Here is a 23,030-nt window from a genome sequence, read left to right as displayed (position 1 = left end):
CGATTTCTACGGCGCGTTTTTACGACAGTAAAGTGAAGGGACGTTTGACGCGGCAAAAAGCCAGGCACCCCGGTACTCATCGATCATCAGGCTCAACTCTCTTCCCGGCGTGCGATAAAAACCCGGCAGCGTTGCGTTGATATCAGCCTCATCCGCATTATCAGCGAAGGTTTTAACAATACGATCGTTATTTAGTACGCGCGCGTTCTGATGATAGCTGTAGTGAAAATAGATGGTCCGGTTAACTTCAGAAACCGTCTGACCAAATAATTTACCGTTAATGACGGTAGCCCCCTCCCGATGCTGCATCCGCCAGGAAACCGTACCCACAAATCGATTTTTACCAATCGTCCATTCCACATCTCCCGTACAGCGTATCGGCGTACTCGAAAAATGCGAATACGCTAACCACCCGCTGGTGATAGCGGCCATCAGAAACGCCGCCAGCAAAATAATACGGTTCCGGAGTGTCTTCATTGCTCATGCGCCCAAAAATAATGCGTGGTACATAAAGCTGCCGCGTCCCATCGCGCATCGTTATTACAGACAAACGCCGCGATTCGCTCCGTTTTACTATAGCCGATGAGGAAAACGTATCGTTTTTCGGCGCATAGACCGGGGTAGTTTTTTAACAGGCGCAAGTAATGATCCTGAATATGTTCATTAGGGGCATAAAAAAGCTGGCAGGCGTTGGTCGCGCTGCCCGTCGAAAGTGGAATGAAGTGGCTAAACGGCATGTTCTGGCGGTGTTTATATAATATCCCCCCGTTGATAAGCGCGATCAGCAAAAGCGTCGCGGTGATAATTATCCACCAGGCCGTCTTCTGCCTCTCGGTGCCATCGGCTATTGCCACGTCTTTATTGACGATGGTCAGCTCGGCGGCTGGGGTAAATACTTCAACCTGAGTGGCTTCGGAAAGCATCAGCCCGCGGCGAGAAATTGTTTTTACCGTATCGCGCGGTAACCCCACCTCAGCCAGAGCATTGCGTAATGTCAAAATGGCCTGGTAAAAGGTATTCGGTGTGGTGACGTCATTGCGATCCCCCCACCCCACCACCATTAACTGGTTTTGCGGAATAATTTCCCCAGGATGGGTGGCGAGATAAAGAAAACAGAGATTGGCAGGAAGCTGCAATTGTATCGTGCGCCCGGTAATATGATTCACCAGCGTTTTGTTTTCTGGGTCATACTCGACCAACTTGTTAATGAGATACAATTTTCCCTTCCTCTGCAATAACAATGCCTAACTTTATACGCTAAAAACATATACGTATATTTAACAACATTATAGGTCAGATGGATTAGGACGCGATACCATCCCGCCTAAGATTAAAAACAACATATTATTTTTCAATCTGTTACAAGCCGTTTTTCTTAGGTTTCCCTCATCTAAAACGACATAATGAGATTTCATTACACTTCGCCAGGCTAAATAACTATATTGAGCCGCAACCAGAGAAAAGACTGACGTAACGGCAGAAAGAAGAAACGAATCTTTAGCTATTAGTGCTATTTCGTGAATTTCCTTTTCGACTCTTTTTTGTCGAATAATCTTAAAGGATTGATGAATATTCCTGGTTTACTTCTGCCAGTGGATGTTCTTTCGCTATGACGACGGCCTGACAGAATAGAGACCACCAGGAATTTATATTCTCTGCCATTGTTTTTCGTAAATAAGGCAGGATCACCAAATATGTTTCAAGATTGACACATTTGAGCGGCAGTGAAATATTGACTATGAAAATAAGACAGGAGTGGACTGGATGATAACATCGTCGCAAAAGGTTGTCCGCTGTATAAGCTGTGAATTGTCCTGTCAGTTATATCCAGATAACGCAGTACGATCACAATACTGTGGCAACGCCTCGTTCGCGGTTTGGCCGGTTGGTAATCATTTCCTGCAGATTGCAGTAGAAAATAAAATATTGCGTGGGAACAAGAATCACTTATCACGTGGATTTATTTTTGTAGATTTTTCGATGCACAACCTGCGTGTGCTTGCCGATCCGCAATGGATTGAACGTTTGACGATAACCAACATGAACATCGTCATTATCACGGACCGCAAACTGGAGGCGCTAGCTAATTACTTATTCAATCACCGCAGTGAAATAAAGGGAGTTATTTATTCGGATGATAATGACGTTATATTACAGGAAAAAATTAGCCATCTTTTCTCCGGCAGACGGGTGAATAGTAGACGAGGAAGTACGTTGAATACCGTCGAATTCACTTTACTTAACCGATTTTTATCAGGAGCGTGTCTCCAGGAGATTATAAAAACAGACAGCATTGATGTTAAAAAAATTTATGTTCATAAAGTACGACTTGAGAGGAAGTTAGGCAACAGCATTCATAAAATTCTCGTTTCTATTTTGTAATTTCAACCACTTAATATACCCACATTTAATGGTGTGGAGGGTGTTCTACGCCTGAAAGAAAGGGGGCAGTTATGCCATATTTAATGAAACATTCACCAATCGCCGCTGCGATTTCTCTGGCGTTATCGTCAGCGCTATTTGCCGCACATGCAGCGGTAATAGATTTTGCTAATTTACCTGCCTCCGGAGCAGTAACGGATTTGCCTGCAGAAATACAGGCGCTGATCCCAGCAACGGCAAACGCGAACTTTAGCAAAAATACCAGCGACCCTAACTATGTCTACCAGTACAGCGCGGGTAATATTCCGATCTACGGAGATGGGATCACCCTCGAAGGACCGGGGGCAGAAGCCTTTGAGCATTCGGTAACCGTGATTCAGAACTCCACGTCCGGCAGCCCGGGAGTGATATTTGGTGACGATCTGACTATTCGCACCCAGTCAAAAGTGGCCGCCAACAATGGTAAAGACGTCGACGGCATTCGTACCCATGGGATGAACACGCCGGACAACCCGGTGTTTATCATTACCGGCGACCGTACCCACATTTACGTCAATGGCCAAAGCGGTGACGGCATTAATGCCGGATACAGCTCCTTCAGCCAGGGCTCTCTCGGCTCCGCCAATATTTATGTAGGTGACGATCTCTATATCGAAACCACCGGCAGTACCGGTCGAGGCATCAGCGCCTATGCACTGAATGATGCGTCAAAGGCCAAAAATAACGTTATCGTCGGCGATCGTGCGCATATTGTTACGCGTGGTACCTACGCCGAGGGGATTCGTACCAACCAGAGCGGCTCATACGTCCGTCTGGGTAATGAAGCCGCCATCGAAACGTACGGCACATCGGCCTACGGCCTGTATGCAGGTTCCGCATCTAAAATTGAGCTGGGAAAAAACGCGACGATAACCACCGACGCGGCCAGCGCCTCTGGGGTGTACTCTACCGGCTCGTCAACCATCACCCTTGATGAAGGCGCGACCATCACCACCAACGGTGCCAGCGCACATGGCGTCTATGCGTACACAGGCGCGGTGAATCTTGGTGATAACGTCACCATTGCGGTCAACAGCAGCGAGAAAACCAGCAGCTCCGCGCAAGCGCCGCACGGGATGTATGCCTGGTCACGCGGCGTGATAACGCTCGAGGGTGGCGCAACCATTACCACTGCTGGCCAGCGCGACAACGGTAGCTATGCTCTGAACGCCAGCAACGGTGGCGTGATTGATGCCTCCGCGGGCGGAAAATTCATCCTCAACGGCGATATCCTCTCCGCAGGCGGCGTCGCGGCCACCAGCACTGCGGCAGCGCAAAACAGCGCGATCGCGCTAACCATGCAGGATAACTCACTCTGGAACGGGGCGTCTTATATTGAGAGCAACGCCAACGGTAGCGGGACTATCGCGCTTACGATGAATGATGCCGTGTGGAATATGCGTGACAGCTCAACGCTGACCAGCCTGACGCTGAATGAGGGCGGCACGATTAATTTCCAGCATGCTGAGGATGCGGCGTGGCAAACTCTGACCATCAGTGACGATTTTATCGGCAACGGCGGCAAGCTGGTTTTCAATACCGTGCTGTTTGACGACACCTCTGAAACGGACAAACTGATCGTTGAAGGGAACACCTCCGGTCATACCGGGGTGGAAGTGAATAACATTGGCGGTACTGGCGCACAAACCGTAGAAGGGATTGAAATTGTCAGCGTGGGCGGCAACTCTGACGGAACGTTTGAGAAGGCCAGCCGTATCGTAGCGGGGGGTTATGACTATAACGTTGTGCAAAAAGGTAAAAACTGGTTTCTGACCAGCCAGGCTGAGCCCGTTGATCCACCGGTTGACCCGGTAGACCCACCTGTCGACCCTGTGGACCCTGTGGACCCGCCTGTCGACCCCGTGGACCCGCCTGTCGACCCCGTAGCCCCACCTGTCGACCCGATTGATCCGCCTGTTGACCCGGTGATTCCGCCTCAAGAGCCGGTTCCACCGCCTGCACCACCAAAAAGCGAGCATCAATATCGCCCGGAATTTGGTAGCTATCAGGCGAACAGCTATGCGGCAAATACGCTGTTTATGACCCGCCTGTACGATCGTCTGGGTGAAACGCAGTACACCGACATGCTCACCGGCGAGCAAAAAGTAACGAGTCTGTGGATGCGTAACGTCGGCGGCCATACGCGTTTCAGGGACGGCAGCGGCCAGCTAAAAACCACCGCCAATCGCTACGTACTGCAGCTGGGTGGTGATGTCGCCCAGTGGAGCACCGACGGCCTGGATCGTTGGCATCTTGGCCTGATGGCGGGCTACGGCAACAGCCAGAGCCGGAGTGCTTCCAGCCTGACCGGATACCGCTCACGCGGTGAAGTGAATGGCTATAGCGTAGGGCTATACGGTACCTGGTACGCAAACGACGCGGATAAAAGTGGTACCTACGTGGATAGCTGGATGCTGTATAACTGGTTCGACAATAAGGTTATGGGGCAGGACCAGGCCACTGAGCGTTATCGCTCCAGCGGCGTGACCGCTTCTGTAGAAGCTGGCTATAGCGTTAAGGTAGGCGAAAGCGGCCGCAACAGCTACTGGATCCAGCCGAAGGCGCAGGCCGTTTGGATGGACGTGCAGGCTGACGATCATCGCGAACGCAACGGTACGCGGGTGAAAGACGAAACCCAGGGGAACCTGATGACACGTCTCGGCGTGAAGGCCTACATCAGCGGCCATAATGCGATTGACGACGGTAAATCACGGACCTTCCAGCCGTTTATCGAGGCAAACTGGATCCACAATACCCAGACCACGCGCATCCGCATGGATGACGTCAGCAATGAAATGCGCGGTACTCGCAATATCGGTGAACTTAAGACAGGCGTAGAGGGACAGATTACGCCGCAGCTTAGCGTATGGGGCAATGTGGCTCAGCAAATAGGCGACAAAGGCTACAGCGATACCCAGGGGATGCTGGGAGTGAAATACAGCTTCAAATAACAACAAAAAAGCCGCTGAGAAATCAGCGGCTTTTTTTAATACGAATTAACCGTATTAGTCTTCTTTCGGACCGCGCATCGCACGTTTACGATCGTTCTCGGTCAGGTGACGTTTACGGATACGAATTGACTGTGGAGTCACTTCGACCAGTTCGTCATCATCGATGAATTCCAGAGCCTGCTCCAGAGTCATCTTGATCGGTGGAACCAGAACCGTTGCTTCGTCAGTACCGGACGCACGCATGTTGGTCAGTTTCTTACCGGTCAGGCAGTTTACGGTCAGGTCGTTAGAACGACTGTGAATACCGATGATCTGGCCTTCATAAACTTCTGCACCGTGACCCAGGAACAGCTTACCGCGATCCTGCAGACCGAACAGCGCAAACGCAACCGCTTTACCCTGACCGTTGGAGATCAGCACGCCGTTGTTACGCTGGCCCACTTCGCCCGGACGAACGTCGTCGTAGTGGCTGAAGGTGGAGTACAGCAGACCGGTACCGGAGGTCATGGTCATGAACTCTGAACGGAAGCCGATCAGACCACGGCTTGGGATCACGTAGTCGAGACGTACGCGGCCTTTGCCATCTGGATTCATGTTTTTCAGGTCACCTTTACGCTCACCCAGTGCCTGCATCACAGAACCCTGGTGCTGCTCTTCAACGTCCAGCGTTACGTTTTCGAATGGCTCTTGTTTACGGCCATCGATCTCGCGGAAGATGACTTTCGGACGGGAAACCGCCATTTCGAAACCTTCACGACGCATGTTTTCGATCAGAACAGACAGGTGCAGCTCACCACGACCAGAAACGCGGAATGCGTCTGCATCCGGGGTTTCTTCAACGCGCAGCGCAACGTTGTGCACCAGCTCTTTGTTCAGGCGGTCAAGGATCTGACGAGAGGTAACGAACTTACCTTCTTTACCACAGAACGGAGAGGTGTTGACGTTGAAGAACATGGTTACGGTTGGTTCATCAACGGACAGGGCTGGCAGCGCTTCGACGTTCTGCGGATCGCAGATGGTGTCGGAGATGTTCAGTTCACCCAGACCGGTGATAGCGATGATGTCGCCCGCTTCAGCGATGTCGCTCTCGATACGCTCAAGACCCAGGTGAGTCAGTACTTTACCAACTTTACCGTTACGGGTTTTGCCTTCGCTATCGATGATAGTAACCTGCTGGTTAGGCTTCACTTTACCGCGCTTGATACGACCAATGCCGATTACGCCAACGTAGTTGTTGTAGTCGAGCTGAGAGATCTGCATCTGCAGGGTGCCGTCGAGATCGACGTTTGGCGCAGGAACACGGTCAACAATCGCCTGATACAGCGGGGTCATGTCTTCAGCCATGTCTTCGTGGTCCAGACCTGCGATACCGTTCAGCGCAGAGGCGTAAACGATAGGGAAGTCCAGCTGCTCGTCGGTCGCGTCGAGGTTAACGAACAGGTCGAAGACCTGGTCAACAACCCAGTCAGGACGCGCGCCAGGGCGGTCAACTTTGTTGATAACAACGATTGGCTTCAGACCATGGGCAAAAGCTTTTTTGGTCACGAAGCGCGTCTGTGGCATTGGGCCATCCATTGCGTCAACGACCAGCAGAACGGAGTCTACCATGGACATTACACGTTCAACTTCACCACCGAAGTCGGCGTGCCCTGGGGTATCAACGATGTTGATACGGTAGTCATTCCATTTAATCGCGGTGTTTTTCGCGAGGATAGTAATCCCACGCTCTTTCTCCAAATCGTTGGAGTCCATCACGCGTTCTTGGGTTTCGGCACGCGCATCAAACGTACCGGATTGCTGCAGCAGCTTGTCAACCAGGGTAGTTTTACCATGGTCTACGTGCGCGATGATGGCGATGTTACGCAAATTTTCGATCACAACTTTGCCTCAGGCATTTAGAAATAGCGCGTTATTGTACACGGATTAATCGCACTACAAAACAGGATCACAAACATCCCCCGCAAACAAGTATTGCAGAGATGCTTTGTGATCGCTTTCACGGAGCGGTAAAAGGGCACTTTAACGTAAATTGCACCAATATGGTGCTCAATGTTCACATTGAAGCACTATACTGGTGCAACAAATCCATCGTGGTGCAGCCCTTTTGCACTATGGTGCGCATGATAACGCCTTTTTGGGGTGTTTTAAAAGTTGGCACAGATTTCGCTTTATAAAAAATACATGGCAACAGCCAGTACAAACAGAAATTGAAGACCTCGTTACCACGACGACAATGACCAATCTGGAGAGTTAAGTATGTCCGCTGAACACGTTTTGACGATGCTGAACGAACATGAAGTGAAGTTTGTTGATCTGCGCTTCACCGATACCAAAGGTAAAGAACAGCACGTCACAATCCCTGCTCATCAGGTGAACGCCGAATTCTTTGAAGAAGGCAAAATGTTTGACGGCTCCTCCATTGGTGGCTGGAAAGGCATTAACGAATCCGACATGGTTCTGATGCCGGACGCGACCACTGCGCTCATTGACCCGTTCTTCGAAGAACCAACCCTGATCATCCGTTGCGACATCCTCGAGCCAGGCACGCTGCAAGGCTACGACCGCGACCCACGCTCTATCGCAAAACGTGCTGAAGAGTACCTGCGTTCTACCGGCATCGCGGATACCGTTCTGTTCGGACCAGAGCCAGAGTTCTTCCTGTTTGACGACATCCGTTTCGGCGCTTCAATTTCTGGTTCCCACGTGGCTATCGATGACATCGAAGGCGCATGGAACTCTTCCACCAAATACGAAGGTGGTAACAAAGGTCACCGTCCTGGCGTGAAAGGCGGTTACTTCCCGGTTCCTCCGGTCGATTCTTCACAGGACATCCGTTCTACCATGTGTCTGATCATGGAAGAGATGGGCCTGGTTGTTGAAGCTCACCACCACGAAGTGGCGACCGCTGGCCAGAACGAAATCGCTACCCGCTTCAACACCATGACTAAAAAAGCGGATGAGATTCAGATCTACAAATACGTTGTGCACAACGTTGCGCACCGTTTCGGTAAAACCGCGACCTTCATGCCAAAACCAATGTTTGGCGACAACGGTTCCGGTATGCACTGCCACATGTCTTTGTCCAAGAACGGTACCAACCTGTTCTCTGGCGACAAATATGCGGGTCTGTCCGAGCAGGCGCTGCACTACATCGGTGGTGTTATCAAACACGCTAAAGCGATCAACGCCCTGGCGAACCCAACCACCAACTCCTACAAGCGTCTGGTCCCGGGCTACGAAGCGCCAGTGATGCTGGCCTACTCTGCACGTAACCGTTCTGCTTCTATCCGTATCCCGGTTGTTGCTTCTCCGAAAGCGCGTCGTATCGAAGTGCGCTTCCCGGATCCAGCGGCTAACCCATACCTGTGCTTCGCAGCACTGCTGATGGCCGGTCTGGACGGTATCAAGAACAAGATCCACCCGGGTGAAGCGATGGACAAAAACCTGTACGACCTGCCGCCAGAAGAAGCGAAAGAGATCCCACAGGTTGCTGGCTCTCTGGAAGAAGCCCTGCAGGCGCTGGACGCAGACCGTGAGTTCCTGACTGCGGGCGGTGTGTTCACTGATGAAGCTATCGACGCTTACATCGCTCTGCGTATTGAAGAGAACGACCGTGTGCGTATGACTCCGCACCCGGTTGAGTTCGAGCTGTACTACAGCGTTTAATAAAGTTGTTTTACCCGGCGTGATAAGCGCCGGGGGTAGTTGCCGTGGAAACTTTTAGCCCATCTCCGGATGGGCTTTTTTCTCCACCAACAACCTGATCTCACGCGCTTTTTACGCCGAAAACGCTATACTGCACTAAAACAGTGCAAACAACTCCAGGAGACTGCTGAATGGCAACTGGCACGCTGCCCGATGCTGGGCAGATCCTCAATTCTTTGATTAACAGCATTTTGCTGGTCGATGACGAGCTGGCCGTTCATTACGCCAACCCGGCGGCGCAGCAGCTGCTCGCCCAAAGCGCACGTAAACTGTTCGGCACCCCGCTTCCTGAACTCCTGAGCTATTTTTCGCTGAATATTGGCCTGATGCATGAAAGTTTGCAGGCTGGCCAGGGGTTTACCGATAACGAAGTGACGCTGGTGATCGACGGACGCTCGCACATTCTGTCGCTGACCGCGCAGCGTCTTCCCGATGGGATGATCCTGCTGGAAATGGCGCCGATGGATAATCAGCGTCGACTGAGCCAGGAGCAGCTTCAGCATGCGCAGCAAATTGCCGCCCGTGACCTGGTGCGCGGTCTGGCGCATGAAATCAAAAACCCGCTGGGTGGATTACGCGGCGCGGCGCAGCTTCTGACCAAGGCGCTGCCCGACCCCGCGCTGGCGGAGTATACCAACGTCATCATTGAGCAGGCGGACCGTCTGCGGAATCTGGTAGACCGTCTTCTTGGGCCACAGCAGCCGGGAATGCACGTCACTGAAAGCATCCATAAAGTGGCTGAGCGGGTGGTGAAGCTCGTCTCAATGGAGCTGCCGGAGAACGTCACGCTGGTACGTGATTACGACCCAAGCCTGCCGGAACTGGCCCATGACCCGGACCAGATTGAGCAGGTCCTGTTAAATATTGTGCGTAATGCCCTGCAGGCGCTGGGGTCTGAAGGGGGCGAGATTATTTTACGCACCCGCACCGCCTTCCAGCTCACGTTACACGGCGTGCGCTACCGGCTGGCGGCCCGAATCGACGTTGAGGATAACGGGCCCGGCATTCCATCGCATCTGCAGGATACCCTGTTCTACCCGATGGTAAGCGGTCGCGAAGGCGGGACCGGCCTGGGCTTATCCATTGCCCGCAGTTTGATCGATCAACACTCCGGGAAAATTGAATTTACCAGTTGGCCGGGACATACCGAGTTTTCGGTTTTCCTGCCGATTAAAAAATAAAGGTGACGTTTATGCAACGAGGGATAGTCTGGGTAGTCGATGACGATAGCTCCATCCGTTGGGTGCTTGAACGCGCGCTCACAGGGGCGGGATTAAGCTGCACGACGTTTGAGAGCGGCAGCGAAGTGCTCGACGCACTCACCACCAAAACGCCAGATGTTCTGCTTTCGGATATTCGTATGCCGGGCATGGACGGGCTGGCGCTGTTAAAGCAGATCAAACAACGCCACCCTATGCTTCCGGTCATCATAATGACCGCGCACTCCGATCTGGATGCCGCAGTGAGCGCCTATCAGCAAGGAGCGTTCGATTACCTGCCCAAACCGTTTGATATCGACGAAGCGGTGGCGCTGGTTGAGCGCGCGATTAGCCATTATCAGGAGCAGCAACAGCCGCGCCACGCGCCCGATTTTGGGCCAACGACAGACATCATCGGCGAAGCGCCGGCGATGCAGGACGTGTTTCGCATTATTGGTCGTTTGTCCCGCTCGTCCATTAGCGTATTGATTAACGGTGAATCGGGAACCGGTAAAGAGCTTGTGGCGCATGCGTTGCATCGCCATAGCCCACGGGCAAAAGCGCCGTTCATCGCCCTGAATATGGCGGCGATCCCGAAGGATTTGATTGAGTCCGAACTGTTCGGCCATGAAAAAGGGGCATTTACCGGCGCAAATACCATTCGTCAGGGGCGCTTCGAACAGGCTGACGGCGGCACGCTGTTCCTGGATGAAATCGGCGATATGCCGCTGGATGTCCAGACTCGCCTGCTGCGCGTGCTGGCCGACGGGCAGTTTTATCGCGTGGGCGGCTATGCGCCGGTGAAGGTGGACGTGCGTATTATCGCCGCGACCCACCAGAACCTGGAGCAACGCGTGCAGGAAGGAAAATTCCGCGAGGATTTATTCCATCGTCTGAACGTCATCCGCGTTCATTTGCCGCCGCTGCGTGAGCGTCGGGAAGATATTCCCCGCCTGGCACGCCATTTCCTGCAGGTGGCCGCCCGCGAGCTGGGTGTGGAAGCCAAGCAGCTTCACCCGGAAACCGATGCCGCTCTGACGCGTCTGGCGTGGCCGGGCAACGTGCGTCAGCTGGAAAACACCTGCCGCTGGTTAACCGTGATGGCCGCCGGGCAGGAAGTGCTGATTCAGGATTTACCGGCCGAGCTGTTTGAAGCGACCGCGCCTGAAAGCAGTACCGGGCACGCGCTGCCGGACAGCTGGGCGACGCTGCTGGCACAGTGGGCCGACCGCGCGCTGCGTTCCGGTCATCAAAACCTGCTGTCTGAAGCTCAGCCAGAGATGGAGCGTACGCTGTTAACCACCGCGCTTCGCCATACGCAGGGTCATAAGCAGGAAGCCGCTCGCCTGTTGGGATGGGGACGTAATACCCTGACGCGCAAGCTTAAAGAGCTGGGAATGGAGTGATCGTACGCCGCTGTGTAAAGGTTATTAATTGAGCGCAAATTGCCGTTATTTTGCGCTTTACTGTTCCGATGAGTTTTGTATGATCGTGCCCGGAAATTGGGGGTGAACATCATGCTGGAAACAATCGTGAATATGCTCTCTAGCGGAGCCGCTGAAAGCCACACGCCACAAACAGCCGTTGCGGCTATGTTGTGCGCGGCGCTGGTGGGGCTGTTTAGCTAGCGAGTTGAACGTAAAAGCCGGGTGGCGGCTTCGCCTTACCCGGCCTACGTTTCGCGCTTTTGGCAATGCGCCTTAAATCACCCGCGAGAACTGCTGCAGGCGCGCTTTCTGGCGCAGATACGCATCAAAGCACATGCAGATATTACGAATCAACAGACGCCCTTTCGACGTGACCTCAATCGCGCTTTCCGACACATCCACCAGCCCGTCTTTCGCCAGCGGTGCAATCAGCTTCAGGTCTTCCGCAAAATAATCGCTGAAATGCAGATCCCACTGCGACTCAACGTCGCTGAAATCGAGACGGAAGTTGCAGATTAGCGCCTTAATGACATCGCGACGGATGCAGTCGTCGCGCGTTAACGCAATGCCGCGCCACAGCGCGTTGCCCGATTCATCAACCTGCTGGTAGTAGCGCTTCAGCTCTTTCTGGTTCTGCGCGTAACAGTCGCCAATCATACTGATGGCGGAGACGCCCATCCCCAGCAAATCGGTATCGCCCTGCGTCGTGTAGCCCTGGAAGTTGCGGTGCAGTACGCCTTCACGCTGAGCAATCGCCAGCTCGTCATCCGGACGGGCAAAGTGATCCATCCCGATAAACTGATAGCCGGTTTCGGTCAGCGAGGTGATGGTTTCCTGCAGGATATCCAGCTTCTGCTGGGCAGAAGGAAGATCGGCATCTTTGATTTTGCGCTGGGCGGCAAAGAGGGTCGGCAGGTGCGCATAGTTAAAGACGCTCAGGCGGTCCGGGTTAAGTTCGGCCACGCGCTTCAGGGTGAAGGCGAAGCTTTCCGGCGTCTGCTTTGGCAGGCCGTAAATCAGGTCGATATTGGTCGATGTAAAGCCGATATCACGCGCGTGGTTGAGCAAGGCGAAGATAAACTCTTCGTCCTGCTCGCGGTTCACCAGACGCTGAACCTCTTTATTGAAATCCTGCACGCCCATGCTCAGACGATTGAAGCCTTCGGCGCGTAAGTGATCCAGTACATCCAGCTCAATTTCACGCGGATCTACCTCGATCGAGATTTCCGCGTCGGCGTTAAAACTGAAATTGCCGCGCAGCAGGGTCATCAGGCGGCTTATTTGCGCTTTATTCAGATAGGTTGGCGTGCCGCCGCCCCAGTGAAGCTGGCTGACGTGACGGCCAGCAAAAAGCGGTGCGCGATGGACAATTTCTTGTTCGAGCGCATCAAGATACTGGTCGGCTTTGTGCTGCTGACGGGTAACGATTTTATTGCAGCCGCAGAAGTAACACAGCTTATGGCAGAACGGAATATGGACGTAGAGCGACAGCGGACGCTCAGGATAGCGCGCGACAGCCTGCTGGAAATCACGCTCTCCGAAGGCATCGGAGAACTCCAGCGCGGTGGGGTATGACGTATAACGCGGCCCGGAATAGTTATATTTCTGGATTAGGGCCAAATCCCAGTCGATAGTTGGTGCTGACATGCTCACTCCTTCCGTTGGTGTCGCGTTCGTATACGGCGGCCCGTTCTGGCCCCATTGCGGGCCATCACTCGGGTGCGCAGCCACTTCTGTCGCCGCGACAACCGCCGTAGTTTAACGAATAACCACACCAGATAACATATAACCGGAAGGGTTATAAGCAGGACTATCGTGCCTGCCGGGTGCAAATGTTAGTTTCCACCCTTCAGAAGACGCATCATATCTTCCTGCTTCTCGTCTTCTTCTTCATCTTCGTCATCGTCGTATGACAGGCCCAGCTTCTGCATCAGTTCATCGATACGATCCAGTTTGGCATCCACCCATGACTGCTCTTCAGCGGTCAGGGTTTCACCCTCTTCAAGACGTTCCAGCAGCGCGTCCAGGCGCTCATCGTTCTCCAGCAAATCCAACTCAGCCTGCGGTGAAAGCATAGGTTTCTCGCTCTTTGGTTTGTGCTGCTTAGTGACCGGGGTGTCTGTCACGCCCAGTGGAATGGGAGTTTTACTGCCGATACGAGGGTCTTTCTGCTGTTTGCCTTTTGCAGAAGTACCCGCAGCACCACCACCGTTGGCACGGCTACCCGCAGTGTGACCGCGATGTTTTTTGTCGCGTTTACGATCGCGCGCTTCCTGGTTGAGTTCTTCGCGCGTTTTGCGGCGTGCTTTTGCAGGGCGTTTCGCGCCCGCTGCGGTGGTCGGTTTTTTCATGATGTTTTATCTTTAAGCCGTTTTATTCAGTATAGAATTGCGGCGAAATCTAGCAGAAAGCAAGCAAAGAAAAAAGGCGACAGAGCAATCTGTCGCCTTTTTTCCTGACTCACAACCCTTAGCGGGTCAGACATTCCATGTTTGCCAACAACAAACCCTGTTTATCCCTTGGCTAATACCGTCCGTGATACGGTTCCATTTCCTGTTAAAACGCCTCCAGGCGCTGGTCATCCTGACAATCCTGCGTCTTCGCCTCCTGGCGCTCCTGACCCTAATCCTTAAGTCGATATCCTGTTGGCTTCCTCGCCTTGACGCACACTTTACCTTGTTCCGTTAAACTAACAAGCAACGAAACGGTACAAAAAGAGATTTTCAGACAATTACCCGGAAATAAACTTATGATTTAAAACAGTTTGGCTTTTTTAACGCCTGCGAATTCTCTGAAATCTCCCATAGCATCACTGGCCGATCTCTCACACCGGTTGGGGCATTCGCCTACAGGTCGTAGCAATCGGAAAAGCCTTTTGCCTGCATTCGGGTATAATCCCCTTCAGATTACGATTTTGGAGACGACCACGTGACTACCTGGAACTACCAACAGACGCATTTTGTCACCAGTGCGCCCGATATTCGCCACCTTCCTTCTGATACCGGTATTGAAGTGGCATTTGCTGGCCGCTCCAATGCGGGGAAATCCAGCGCCCTGAATACGCTGACCAATCAGAAGAGCCTGGCGCGTACCTCAAAAACACCTGGCCGTACCCAGCTGATCAACCTGTTTGAAGTCGCTGAGGGCAAACGCCTGGTCGACTTACCGGGCTACGGTTACGCGCAGGTCCCGGAAGAGATGAAAATCAAATGGCAGCGTGCGCTGGGTGAATACCTGGAAAAACGCCTGTGCCTGAAAGGTCTGGTGGTGCTGATGGATATTCGCCATCCCCTGAAAGATCTGGATCAGCAGATGATCGACTGGGCTGTAGCAAGCGATATCGCCGTGCTGGTGCTGCTGACGAAAGCCGATAAGCTGGCAAGCGGCGCGCGCAAAGCGCAGGTGAATATGGTTCGCGAAGCGGTGCTGGCATTCAACGGTGATGTGCAGGTTGAGCCGTTCTCCTCCCTGAAAAAGCAGGGCGTGGACAAGCTGCGTCAGAAGCTCGACACCTGGTTTAGCGAGCTGGAACCCGCGACGGAAGCGGAAAAAGAGTAATACCGAGCGCGGCGATGGCCGCGTTTTTTTTTGCCTGGATTTTTCTTTGCCGCAATAAAAAACGCCCCAGTCATTACTGACTGGGGCGGCTAAAATATTCAGCCAAATCCGATTACGTGAAGTAAAAGGTCTGAAAGATAGAACATCTTACCTCTGTACCCTACGCCGATAACTCTACCCCTTTTTGTGCTGCAGAAAAAGCACTTTTTGTAGTTTTTTTTCATTCTTTACATAGGGAATTCTAATGATCGTCACAAAACGCGCGTTGTTATGTTGCAAACTTACATAAAAGGCGCGTTATGCGAAGAACCGTTAGTGAGCCTGATCCCAGTTTTCGCCACTTCCCACTTCCACCAGCAACGGAACGTCAAGCGTCATGCTGCTTTCCATCAGTTCGTGGACCTTCTTCGACACGGCGTCGAGGTCGTCTTTGTGTACTTCAAATACCAGTTCATCGTGTACCTGCATGATCATTTTCACGCGAGGCTTCTCTTCTTCCAGCCAGGCATCAACGGCGATCATCGCACGCTTAATAATGTCCGCCGCGGTACCCTGCATCGGGGCGTTGATTGCCGCACGTTCAGCGCCAGCGCGACGCGCCGCGTTGCTGGATTTGATGTCCGGTAAGTAGAGACGGCGGCCATCCAGAGTTTCGACGTAACCTTTTTCCTTCGCCTGCGCGCGGGTGCGTTCCATATATTCCAGCACGCCCGGATATCGCTCGAAGTAGAGATCCATATACTTCTGCGACTCTTTACGCGGAATGTTGAGCTGGCGCGAAAGACCAAATGCACTCATACCGTAAATCAGGCCGAAGTTGATCGCTTTAGCGCTGCGGCGCTGCTCGTTGGTCACGCTGTCCAGCGGCAGGCCGAAGACTTCGGCCGCGGTTGCACGGTGGATGTCCTTCCCTTCCGCAAACGCGGTCAGCAGGCCTTTGTCGCGGGACAGATGCGCCATAATGCGCAGCTCAATTTGCGAGTAGTCAGCAGAGACAATCAGATAATCCTCTGGTGCGATGAAAGCCTGGCGAATACGGCGGCCTTCTTCGTTACGTACCGGGATGTTCTGCAGGTTAGGATCGGTAGATGAGAGACGACCGGTCGCCGCGACAGCCTGATGATACGACGTGTGCACGCGACCCGTTTTCGGATTGATCATCAGCGGGAGCTTGTCGGTGTAGGTAGACTTCAGCTTCGCGAGACCACGGTACTGCAGAATAACTTTTGGCAGCGGGTAATCCAGCGCCAGCTCTTCCAGCACCTCTTCAGAGGTTGACGGTGCGCCGCCAGGGGTTTTCTTCAGCGGCTTGATGCCCTGCTTTTCAAACAGAATGGTTTGCAGCTGCTTCGGTGACGAAAGGTTAAACGCCTCGCCTGCAAGCTCATGCGCTTTTTGCTCGAGCTCGGTCAAGCGCTGCGCCAGCTCCCCGGAGTGGTTATGCAGCACCGTGGGATCGATTTTCACGCCGTTACGTTCAATGCGTGACAGCACGGGCACCAGCGGCATCTCGATATGCTGGAACACGTTCAGCGGACCTTCATGCTTCTGCAGTTTTGGCCACATCTTCAGGTGCAATTGTAGCGTGACATCAGCGTCTTCCGCCGCATAGCGCCCCGCCTCTTCAAGAGCAATCTGGTTAAAGGTGAGCTGATTTTTCCCTTTACCGGCAATCTCTTCAAAGGTGATGGTTTTGTGCTTGAGCCAGCGGTCAGATAAGGAATCCATATCATGACGACCCGCGACGCTGTCCAGAATGTAGGATTCAAGCATGGTGTCGAAGGCAATCCCGCGCAGTTCAATGCCGTAGTTTTGCAGAATGCCGCGGTCGTACTTAAGGTTTTGTCCAACCTTAAGCGCCTTTTCGTCTTCCAGGATCGGCTTCAGCAGCTCAAGCACGCGTTCACGGGAAATTTGCTCCGGCGCATCCAGGTAATCGTGCGCCACAGGAACGTAGGCGGCAATACCCGGCTCTGTCGCAAATGACAGGCCAACCATATTGGCTGAGATGTTATCGAGACTGTCAGTTTCGGTATCAAAGGCAAAGACCGGGGCCTTTTTCAGTTTCTCGATCCAGGCGATCAGCTGCGACTCTTCAAGAATGGTTTCGTAGTTGTCGAAGGAAAGCGCCACGGCTTCTTCTTCCGCCTGCTCTTCTGCGTCAACGACGATCGTCTCCTTCGGCTTTGCAGCAGGTTTGGCCCCTTTTGCCTGTAGCCATTTACCGGCTTCCACGTCAGTGATCCAGCGCTTGAATTCGTATTTCTTAAACAGGCTCAGCAGATCGTCAGCGGAAGGCTGTTGCACTTCAAGCTGCTCACAGCCCAGCTCCAGCTCGACATCGGTTTTGATTGTAGCCAGCTTATACGAGAGATAAGCCACCTCTTTGTTCTCTTCCAGTTTTCCGGCCATGGTTTTTGCGCCACGGAAGGAGAGCCCGGCGATTTTATCCGATTCCGCGTACAGCGTGTCCAGACCGCCCAGCCCCTGAAGCAGCGCCTGCGCGGTTTTTTCACCGACGCCAGGGACGCCCGGGATGTTATCCGAGGAGTCGCCCATCAACGCGAGGAAGTCGATAATCAGCTCGGGCGGCACGCCATACTTTGTGACCACCTCTTCAGGCCCCAGAATGGTGTTGGTCATGGTGTTAATCAGGGTGATACCTGGCGTCACCAGCTGCGCCATATCTTTATCACCGGTGCTGATCAGTACAGGACGCCCCATCTTTTCTGCTTCACGCGCCAGCGTACCGATGACGTCATCGGCTTCAACGCCGGAGACGGCCAGCAGCGGCAGCCCCATCGCTTTTACCATGGTGTGCAGCGGCTCAATCTGTGCACGCAGATCGTCAGGCATTGGCGGACGGTGAGATTTGTAATGCTCAAACAGCTCATCGCGGAAGGTTTTACCTTTCGCATCAAAGACCACAGCCGCATGGGTTGGCTGATACTGAAGGATCAGGCTGCGCAGCATGTTCAGCACGCCGTACATCGCGCCGGTGGGTTCCCCTGCGCTATTGGTCAGAGGAGGAAACGCATGGTATGCCCGATACAGGTAAGAAGAGCCATCGACGAGAATAAGAGGGTTTTCTGGGATCTGAACCATAATGTCCGTGCCTTTAATCAATTTATGGGTAAAGGATGCCACAGAAGGATGAAAACATCAGTTATTAGCGCCTGATACAGGAAAAGATTTTGCGATCGTGAGGATCGCTCGCAAAAATCAAACTGTGGATAAGTTTGTGCATATTTTCACTTCATATGAATAACAGACACAAAAAACACATATTAGATAATTTTTAGATCTTAATTATCATGCTGTTATAGCATTAGATCCTACCTATATGGCCAACTGATGGCAATTTAGTCTATGTGGATATAAGCCTTGATAAGCGCCGAATGACAGTGAAATCGTCTACGACAGGGTAAAAGCGGCCAAATCATCACGTGAAAGCACCATTAATTTGTCTGTTTTCTGATAAAATCAGCGCCCGGCGTTGCATAGCCGGCCGCTCACTTACAGCTAACTACCTGAAAAAGCTCATCATGCCGAGATTGCTCGCTGCAATAACATTACTTTTAAGCATCATTTTAACTATTCTGGTGACGGTCGCCTGCTCTGTGCCGATCATTGTCGCCGGGATCGTTAAACTGTTGCTGCCTGTACCTGTGGTGTGGCGAGCCGTGTCCGCATTTTGTAACTTCATGATGTACTGCTGGTGCGAAGGACTGGCGATCCTGCTGTGCCTGAACCCGCATCTGAAGTGGGATATCAAAGGGCTGGAGAGCCTTAACAAGAAGAACTGGTATCTGCTGATCTGCAATCACCACAGCTGGGCGGACATCGTAGTGTTATGCGTGCTTTTTCGCAAACACATCCCGATGAACAAATACTTTCTGAAACAGCAGCTCGCCTGGGTGCCTTTTATCGGGCTGGCCTGCTGGGCGCTCGATATGCCGTTTATGAAACGCTATTCGCGCAGCTATTTGATTCGTCATCCCGAGCGTCGCGGCAAAGATGTGGAGACCACGCGCCGTTCCTGCGAAAAGTTTCGCGCGCATCCAACGACCATCGTGAACTTTGTTGAAGGCTCCCGGTTTACGGAAGAGAAGCATCAACAAACCCGCTCTCCTTATCAGCATCTTCTGCCGCCGAAGGCGGCGGGTATTGCGATGGCGCTTAACGTGCTGGGAGCACAGTTCGATAAACTCCTGAACGTCACGCTCTGCTATCCGGAAAATGATAAGACGCCGTTCTTCGATATGCTCAGCGGCAACCTGACGCGCATTGTTGTGCGTGTCGATCTGGTCCCGATTGATGGCGAGCTGCATGGTGATTACGTTAACGATAAGAATTTCAAACGTCGTTTCCAGCAGTGGCTCAATACGCTCTGGAAAGAGAAAGACGAACAGATAGACAATATTAAATCTTCATACAAAAACGCCGGTCAGTGACCGGCGTTTTTACATCAGCGAAATTACTTCTTCTCAACCAGGTATTTCACGGTATCAGCATACTGCTGTACGAAGATATCCATGCTGCTGGTGTCCATGCCCTGCATGTTCAGCTGGTATTTGCCGTTAACAAACATCGCCGGAACACCCTGAAGCTGGAGGTCAGCAGCCGCTTTTTCCTGCTGGGCCACCAGGGATTTCACCACAAAGCTGTTCCAGGCTGCGTCGTACTCTTCACCTTTCACGCCGGCATCAACGAACACTTTACGGATATCCGCAGTGGTCTGAACGGTCTGGGTTTTTTGTACGGCTTCAAACATTGGCGCAGTGATTTTATCTTCCACACCCAGTGCCATAGCAACAGCCCATGCCTGAGTCAGGTCTTTACCCAATGGACCCAGGAACTCGACGTGGTACTTGGTCATTTTGGTGCCTTCTGGCAGCTTTTTCTTCACGTTGTCAGACACATGCAGAACCTGCTCGAACTGATAGCAGTGTGGGCAATAGAACGAGAAGAACTCCAGAACCTGTGGCTCGCCAGCAACCGGCTTTTCCAGCGTGGTAAACTGTTTACCGTCGGTAAACTGCGCAGCAGAAGCGCTAAATGCCAGAATCATACCTGCCAGCGCCAGCCAAATTTTTTTCATGATTAACTCTCTCCTGGGTGTGTCTAATTAATACATCGGCGTTAATTGCAGAGGGGGTTCCTGAAGAACCTTGACCTGCTCAGTAAATGTAGATATCTGGCTACGCCAGTAATCCTCTCCGGTAAGCCACGGGAAATTCCGGGGAAATGCGGGATCGTCCCAACGCCTGATTAACCATGCGAGATAATAAACAAAACGCATCGCACGTAAAGGCTCAATCAGGGCAATTTCGTCTGAATTAAACGGACTAAATTCTTCATAAGCTTCAATAATGGTCTCAAGCTGCATGCGTTGCTCGGCTTTATCGCCATTGAGCAGCATCCACAGGTCCTGAACCGCTGGCCCCATACGCGCATCATCGAGATCGACAAACAGCGGGCCATCGCGCCAGAGGATATTTCCAGCATGACAATCGCCATGCAGGCGCAGGACGGAAATATCGTCGCGCCAGCAGGTTTTAACGGCAGCAATGAGCTTATCGGTGGCGTTGAGGAAATCACCCTTTAACGCAGTGGGGATCATGGCAGACGTTTCGAATATTCCCCGCGGTTCAAGAAGGTATTCCTGAATCCCGATAGTCGGGCGGGCAATAAAGGGTTTTTTGCGTCCCGTCTGGTGTATACGCCCAAGATAGCGGGCAACCCACTCCATCTGATCGATATTATCCGCTTCAAACTGGCGACCACCCAGGCTCGGGAATACAGCGTAGTAAAACCCTTCGTGCGTGAGGAGCGTTTGGTTATTGAATTTTAGCGGCGCGGCAACGGGAACATCGTCATCCAGCAGATCGTGAGCAAACTGATGCTCTTCCTGAATTTGTTCTGCGGACCAGCGTTCAGGACGATAGAACTTTACGACGAAGCGCTGACGATCCTCGTCCTGAAATTGATAGACGCGGTTTTCGTAGCTGTTTAACGGTGTTAGCCCGGAATCCACCCGAATACCCTGTTCAAACAGGGCATCCATAATGGTGTCCGGGTGTAATGTCTGGAAAGTAAAAGCCTGGTCGTTCATCCGATCATCCGGAAATTATACGAATGATTCAGGATATCATCTTGTGGCGATTTCGGTGCCGCCGCTTACAAGCTTTTACTCTTTAATTACGCCTCGGGCGCGCAATAATGCAGTCTTAAAATCTTCCTCATAATCTTTCTGAATACCAGGAATAACAGCATCTTTGGCTGAGTCACGCATTTTAAGGTGGTAGATCAGGATGTCGTCAGAAAGGTCTGCCAGATCGCCGTCAAAACCTGACTCTTTCGCCAGTTTCTGTAAAAATTGCATCAGATTTAGCTCTGGCTCTTTTTGCCAGGCGGGCTGGAGGAGTTCAATAACTTCATTCAGACGTTTACATTTCATGGTGGTGCTCCTTTCATTTAGAGTGACACGTTAGCAGGGTCAATCCCACAATAAAAGAGGCGATATTCGTGAATCTTAGCCAGGAAATCATTGGGGTCGTTCTGGCGGGTGGCAGAGCGACGCGAATGGGCGGAAAAGATAAGGGGCTTCAACGCCTGAACGGCAAACCCTTATGGCAATGTGTCGCTGATACGCTTGCAGGCCAGGTGTCGACAATAGTCATCAGCGCTAACCGGCATATCGACACTTATCAGCTCAGCGGGTACGCCGTTTACCAGGATATCCTTGAGGATTACCCAGGACCGCTGGCCGGTATGCTTTCGGTCATGCAACAGTCTCAAGGTGAGTGGTTTATCTTCTGTCCCTGCGATACCCCGTTTATTCCGTCCTGTCTTGTCGAGCGTTTGTTATTGCTTCGCGGTACTGCTCCTGTGGTTTGGGTACATGACGGTGAGCGTGACCATCCCGCTATCGCATTGATGCACCGATCGCTAGTACCAGCCCTGCAGGCCTATCTGGCTGCGGGAGAGCGCAGGGTCATGGTTTTTATGCGCGAGTCTGGCGGCCATCCCGTTGATTTTAGCGATTTGAAATCAGCATTTTTGAACGTCAATACGCGTGAAGATCTGCAGATGATGCAGGAGAAAAGATGATACCTGTTGTAGCCATTTCCGCCTGGAGTGGGACCGGGAAAACCACGCTGCTGAAAAAGCTCATTCCTGCCCTTTGTGCCAGAGGTATCCGTCCAGGATTGATTAAGCATACCCACCATAATATGGATGTCGATAAACCGGGCAAAGATAGCTATGCGTTGCGTAAAGCGGGTGCAGCACAGACGATGGTAGCAAGTACTCAACGCTGGGCGTTGATGACAGAAACCCCGGATGAGGCGCCGCTGGATCTCGCTTATCTGGTCAGCAGGATGGATCATTCCACGCTCGATCTGGTGCTGGTTGAGGGATTTAAGCATGAGGCCGTGCCTAAGATCCTGCTGTTCAGAAGCGATGCCGGGCATGATGTCAGCGAGTTAACGCTGGATGAGCATGTGATTGCGGTGGCCAGTGATGTTGTATTGCCGCTTGAAGTTCCGGTGCTGGACTTAAATGATGTGGATGGGATTGCGGAGTTTATTGTGGCGTGGAGTGCGGTCTGACTTGCCGGGTGGCGGCTTTGCCTTACCCGGCCTACCGTTTTTTGGCGTATAAACGCAAAAAGGCCATCCTTCCGGATGGCCTCTCTACTTATTTGATGCCTGGCAGTTCCCTACTCTCACATGGGGAGACCCCACACTACCATCGGCGCTACGGCG

General features: G+C 52.5%; 19 protein-coding genes. 10 read left to right on the top strand and 9 right to left on the bottom strand.

Translation table 11 applies throughout. The annotated features are described in order from the left end of the window. Window positions 1-6: 6 nt before the first annotated feature. Both AB8846_RS18475 and AB8846_RS18470 read right to left on the bottom strand, forming a co-directional pair. Window positions 7-477, bottom strand: coding sequence for a hypothetical protein (locus tag AB8846_RS18475; RefSeq protein ID WP_370733362.1), 471 nt, complete (start codon window positions 475-477; stop codon window positions 7-9). Continuing rightward, window positions 474-1,217: a transcriptional regulator gene (locus AB8846_RS18470; protein ID WP_370733361.1), complete on the bottom strand. Its 744-nt coding sequence runs from the start codon at window positions 1,215-1,217 to the stop codon at window positions 474-476. The genes AB8846_RS18475 and AB8846_RS18470 overlap by 4 nt, the downstream gene beginning before the upstream one ends. A gap of 547 nt (window positions 1,218-1,764) precedes the next feature. On the opposite strand from AB8846_RS18470, the gene AB8846_RS18465 reads away from it, so the two are divergent. Together AB8846_RS18465 and AB8846_RS18460 are read left to right on the top strand one after the other, a co-directional pair. Continuing rightward, on the top strand, window positions 1,765-2,382 hold the full coding sequence (locus AB8846_RS18465; protein ID WP_370733360.1) for a helix-turn-helix transcriptional regulator: 618 nt from the start codon (window positions 1,765-1,767) through the stop codon (window positions 2,380-2,382). Between the two features lie 71 nt (window positions 2,383-2,453). Beyond that, window positions 2,454-5,372, top strand: coding sequence for an autotransporter outer membrane beta-barrel domain-containing protein (locus AB8846_RS18460; protein ID WP_370733359.1), 2,919 nt, complete (start codon window positions 2,454-2,456; stop codon window positions 5,370-5,372). A 54-nt stretch (window positions 5,373-5,426) separates the two neighbouring features. Here AB8846_RS18460 and typA read toward each other — a convergent pair whose 3' ends face one another. After that, window positions 5,427-7,250, bottom strand: a complete 1,824-nt coding sequence (gene typA, locus AB8846_RS18455) for a ribosome-dependent GTPase TypA (protein ID WP_029741474.1) — start codon at window positions 7,248-7,250, stop codon at window positions 5,427-5,429. A 378-nt stretch (window positions 7,251-7,628) separates the two neighbouring features. On the opposite strand from typA, the gene glnA reads away from it, so the two are divergent. The 4 genes from glnA to AB8846_RS18435 all read left to right on the top strand — a co-directional run bounded on the left by glnA (window position 7,629) and on the right by AB8846_RS18435 (window position 11,904). Continuing rightward, window positions 7,629-9,038, top strand: coding sequence for a glutamate--ammonia ligase (gene glnA, locus AB8846_RS18450; protein WP_014072406.1), 1,410 nt, complete (start codon window positions 7,629-7,631; stop codon window positions 9,036-9,038). A gap of 170 nt (window positions 9,039-9,208) precedes the next feature. After that, a complete protein-coding gene (gene glnL, locus AB8846_RS18445) occupies window positions 9,209-10,258 on the top strand; it encodes a nitrogen regulation protein NR(II) (RefSeq protein ID WP_370733358.1) in 1,050 nt (349 codons plus the stop codon). Window positions 10,259-10,269: 11 nt separating this feature from the next. After that, window positions 10,270-11,682: a nitrogen regulation protein NR(I) gene (gene glnG, locus AB8846_RS18440; protein ID WP_023309765.1), complete on the top strand. Its 1,413-nt coding sequence runs from the start codon at window positions 10,270-10,272 to the stop codon at window positions 11,680-11,682. Window positions 11,683-11,793: 111 nt separating this feature from the next. After that, entirely contained in the window at window positions 11,794-11,904 is a 111-nt protein-coding gene (locus AB8846_RS18435; RefSeq protein ID WP_023333898.1) for a YshB family small membrane protein, read from the top strand. A 72-nt stretch (window positions 11,905-11,976) separates the two neighbouring features. Here the strand turns inward: AB8846_RS18435 and hemN are convergent, their stop codons facing one another. Next, window positions 11,977-13,350 carry an oxygen-independent coproporphyrinogen III oxidase gene (gene hemN, locus AB8846_RS18430; RefSeq protein ID WP_370733357.1) on the bottom strand — a complete coding sequence of 458 codons (1,374 nt, stop codon included), beginning with the start codon at window positions 13,348-13,350 and terminating at the stop codon, window positions 11,977-11,979. 188 nt (window positions 13,351-13,538) lie between these two features. Next, window positions 13,539-14,054 carry a Der GTPase-activating protein YihI gene (gene yihI, locus AB8846_RS18425; protein ID WP_331413992.1) on the bottom strand — a complete coding sequence of 172 codons (516 nt, stop codon included), beginning with the start codon at window positions 14,052-14,054 and terminating at the stop codon, window positions 13,539-13,541. Window positions 14,055-14,631: 577 nt separating this feature from the next. Here yihI and yihA point away from each other — a divergent pair. Then, entirely contained in the window at window positions 14,632-15,261 is a 630-nt protein-coding gene (yihA, locus tag AB8846_RS18420; RefSeq protein WP_370733356.1) for a ribosome biogenesis GTP-binding protein YihA/YsxC, read from the top strand. Between the two features lie 312 nt (window positions 15,262-15,573). On the opposite strand, the gene polA is transcribed toward yihA, so the two are convergent. Continuing rightward, window positions 15,574-18,366, bottom strand: a complete 2,793-nt coding sequence (gene polA / locus AB8846_RS18415; protein WP_370733355.1) for a DNA polymerase I — start codon at window positions 18,364-18,366, stop codon at window positions 15,574-15,576. A gap of 440 nt (window positions 18,367-18,806) precedes the next feature. Between polA and AB8846_RS18410 the strand changes: the two genes are divergently transcribed. Next, on the top strand, window positions 18,807-19,715 hold the full coding sequence (locus AB8846_RS18410) for an acyltransferase (protein ID WP_370733354.1): 909 nt from the start codon (window positions 18,807-18,809) through the stop codon (window positions 19,713-19,715). A 23-nt stretch (window positions 19,716-19,738) separates the two neighbouring features. Here the strand turns inward: AB8846_RS18410 and dsbA are convergent, their stop codons facing one another. The 3 genes from dsbA to AB8846_RS18395 all read right to left on the bottom strand — a co-directional run bounded on the left by dsbA (window position 19,739) and on the right by AB8846_RS18395 (window position 21,721). After that, a complete protein-coding gene (gene dsbA, locus AB8846_RS18405) occupies window positions 19,739-20,362 on the bottom strand; it encodes a thiol:disulfide interchange protein DsbA (RefSeq protein ID WP_023333903.1) in 624 nt (207 codons plus the stop codon). A 27-nt stretch (window positions 20,363-20,389) separates the two neighbouring features. Then, the gene (locus tag AB8846_RS18400) at window positions 20,390-21,376 is read right to left on the bottom strand and encodes a serine/threonine protein kinase (RefSeq protein ID WP_370733353.1); all 987 of its coding nucleotides are present in this window, start codon (window positions 21,374-21,376) and stop codon (window positions 20,390-20,392) included. Window positions 21,377-21,451: 75 nt separating this feature from the next. After that, window positions 21,452-21,721 (bottom strand): YihD family protein, encoded by a 270-nt coding sequence (locus AB8846_RS18395; RefSeq protein WP_008501866.1) that lies wholly within the window; start codon window positions 21,719-21,721, stop codon window positions 21,452-21,454. Between the two features lie 68 nt (window positions 21,722-21,789). Between AB8846_RS18395 and mobA the strand changes: the two genes are divergently transcribed. Continuing rightward, the gene (gene mobA, locus AB8846_RS18390) at window positions 21,790-22,374 is read left to right on the top strand and encodes a molybdenum cofactor guanylyltransferase MobA (RefSeq protein ID WP_370733352.1); all 585 of its coding nucleotides are present in this window, start codon (window positions 21,790-21,792) and stop codon (window positions 22,372-22,374) included. Further along, a complete protein-coding gene (gene mobB / locus AB8846_RS18385; RefSeq protein WP_370733351.1) occupies window positions 22,371-22,874 on the top strand; it encodes a molybdopterin-guanine dinucleotide biosynthesis protein MobB in 504 nt (167 codons plus the stop codon). The genes mobA and mobB overlap by 4 nt, the downstream gene beginning before the upstream one ends. Window positions 22,875-23,030: the final 156 nt, after the last annotated feature.

The sequence above is a fragment of the Enterobacter sp. KB-221C9 genome (assembly GCF_041320715.1).
In the GTDB taxonomy this organism is placed as follows: domain Bacteria; phylum Pseudomonadota; class Gammaproteobacteria; order Enterobacterales; family Enterobacteriaceae; genus Enterobacter; species Enterobacter asburiae_D.
The sequence above is the reverse complement of the archived record's forward strand: the minus strand, read 5'-3'. Positions and strand labels throughout refer to the sequence as shown.

What these genes read in the sequence shown, in the direction of transcription:
- glnL (WP_370733358.1), top strand. Translation starts at nt 9,209, where the DNA reads ATGGCAACTGGCACGCTGCCCGATGCTGGGCAGATCCTCAATTCTTTG.
- glnA (WP_014072406.1), top strand. Translation starts at nt 7,629, where the DNA reads ATGTCCGCTGAACACGTTTTGACGATGCTGAACGAACATGAAGTGAAG.
- AB8846_RS18395 (WP_008501866.1), bottom strand. Translation starts at nt 21,721, where the DNA reads ATGAAATGTAAACGTCTGAATGAAGTTATTGAACTCCTCCAGCCCGCC.
- glnG (WP_023309765.1), top strand. Translation starts at nt 10,270, where the DNA reads ATGCAACGAGGGATAGTCTGGGTAGTCGATGACGATAGCTCCATCCGT.
- dsbA (WP_023333903.1), bottom strand. Translation starts at nt 20,362, where the DNA reads ATGAAAAAAATTTGGCTGGCGCTGGCAGGTATGATTCTGGCATTTAGC.
- hemN (WP_370733357.1), bottom strand. Translation starts at nt 13,350, where the DNA reads ATGTCAGCACCAACTATCGACTGGGATTTGGCCCTAATCCAGAAATAT.
- AB8846_RS18410 (WP_370733354.1), top strand. Translation starts at nt 18,807, where the DNA reads ATGCCGAGATTGCTCGCTGCAATAACATTACTTTTAAGCATCATTTTA.
- AB8846_RS18435 (WP_023333898.1), top strand. Translation starts at nt 11,794, where the DNA reads ATGCTGGAAACAATCGTGAATATGCTCTCTAGCGGAGCCGCTGAAAGC.
- AB8846_RS18465 (WP_370733360.1), top strand. Translation starts at nt 1,765, where the DNA reads ATGATAACATCGTCGCAAAAGGTTGTCCGCTGTATAAGCTGTGAATTG.
- mobB (WP_370733351.1), top strand. Translation starts at nt 22,371, where the DNA reads ATGATACCTGTTGTAGCCATTTCCGCCTGGAGTGGGACCGGGAAAACC.
- AB8846_RS18460 (WP_370733359.1), top strand. Translation starts at nt 2,454, where the DNA reads ATGCCATATTTAATGAAACATTCACCAATCGCCGCTGCGATTTCTCTG.
- polA (WP_370733355.1), bottom strand. Translation starts at nt 18,366, where the DNA reads ATGGTTCAGATCCCAGAAAACCCTCTTATTCTCGTCGATGGCTCTTCT.
- AB8846_RS18400 (WP_370733353.1), bottom strand. Translation starts at nt 21,376, where the DNA reads ATGAACGACCAGGCTTTTACTTTCCAGACATTACACCCGGACACCATT.
- yihI (WP_331413992.1), bottom strand. Translation starts at nt 14,054, where the DNA reads ATGAAAAAACCGACCACCGCAGCGGGCGCGAAACGCCCTGCAAAAGCA.
- AB8846_RS18475 (WP_370733362.1), bottom strand. Translation starts at nt 477, where the DNA reads ATGAAGACACTCCGGAACCGTATTATTTTGCTGGCGGCGTTTCTGATG.